The organism is Aneurinibacillus thermoaerophilus, from assembly GCF_900099925.1.
Lineage (GTDB): Bacteria > Bacillota > Bacilli > Aneurinibacillales > Aneurinibacillaceae > Aneurinibacillus > Aneurinibacillus thermoaerophilus.
Genome location: NZ_FNDE01000092.1, coordinates 1 through 1,471, shown reverse-complemented (window position 1 = coordinate 1,471; position 1,471 = coordinate 1). Strand labels below are relative to the sequence as shown.

The window sequence follows — 1,471 nt, the reverse complement described above, 5'->3', positions numbered from 1 at the left end:
CTTCCCCCTCTGTCACTATAAGTGTAATCAAAATACACCCTTAGTGTCCAACTTCTCTAGGGGGCTAAAAAGGCAGAAAACCTTCAAGACCTATCAGCCACAAGCCTCAACATGAAAATCAAAGTTTTTCACAGAAAAAATAAAAGACATGCGCTTCTAAACGACTATACTCTCAATTGCTCGTATAAATTTATCTATAATGGTTGACCATCTATAATACTTATCTACATACCCTTTCCCATTTTTCCCTAATTTATTACATAAATGCTCGTGTTGAAGCAATAGATTTACACATGTTTTAAACTCTTCATAACTCTTGTAATATAAGCCAGCATTCCCACGTTCACAATGCCCTTTTAAAACTTCGCATTCTTCATTAACTAGAACTGGCCTATTTAAAGATAGGCTCTCCAAAACAACCATAGATAAACTTTCGTACTTTGAAGGCATGATTAAAAACTTAGCTCCAGCAATTCCACTAAATTTCTCCTCCTCCGAAACAAATCCTAAGGGTATAATGTCTTCACATTTCGGAATATGTATAACCGATTTTCCCATTAACACAAGCTTTAAATCATTTCTTGTTTCTTCTTTGTAACGCATAAAATAATCAAAGAGTTCTTTACAACCTTTTGATTCATCAATCCTCCCAACATAAATAACATAAGGATCTACAATTTTAAATTGTTCTTTAAATTGTTGCTGAGAAAGAATTTTTTGTGGAACATCCACACCTACTCCGGCAACATCGAATGGAAGGTATGAATTACGAAAAAGCTTATGAACAAATTCTTGTTCCTCAACTGTAAGAAATATATTGTAGCGTGGTAAGTGGAATATAGGTCGAAAAATAGAAAAATATATATATGGCTCGTCATGCGCTGTCGGCACAAAAATACTCTTTTCTGGAACTAATTGTATACCATGAAATGTAGTAAAGTATAAATATGTAAAAAATATAAAAACATCATATTGATTACTATATTTTTTTATATACTCTATCATTTCAAAAGAAACTGGTCCTTGCTGTCTCATCCACTCTAACTCTTCATATACAGTTCTCTTATCGTTATTTAGTATTTCATAAGTTATGGAACCAAACCTATCCATATTCCTTATTTGATTAGTAGAAAACCTTCGAACAAAAACACCATTTATTTCTTCTATATCATGCTCGTAATAATCAGCCCAAGTTGTATAATCAATAGCTTTTGTAGTTAATACTTCTACCTCATAATATTTAGATAAGCGTTCTGCAATCATCCTACAACTAGCTTCCGAACCACCATTAACTTCCAATCCATACCTCTGTACTACAAAAGCAATCCGTCGCTTCATAGCAACTCCTCCACTATTAACTTCCAAGAAGCACCTCTTGTATGCGTTCTCTAAATATATTTTCTGTATTCTTTTTAGAAAAAAACTCTAAACGTTTCTTTTGATTTATAATCATTCTTTCTTTAATCTTAGG

General features: G+C 32.7%; 1 protein-coding gene. It reads right to left on the bottom strand.

The window, feature by feature from the left end:
- Positions 1-156: 156 nt before the first annotated feature.
- Positions 157-1,338 carry a glycosyltransferase family 4 protein gene (locus BLR88_RS18780; RefSeq protein WP_057897465.1) on the bottom strand — a complete coding sequence of 394 codons (1,182 nt, stop codon included), beginning with the start codon at positions 1,336-1,338 and terminating at the stop codon, positions 157-159.
- Positions 1,339-1,471 lie beyond the last annotated feature (133 nt).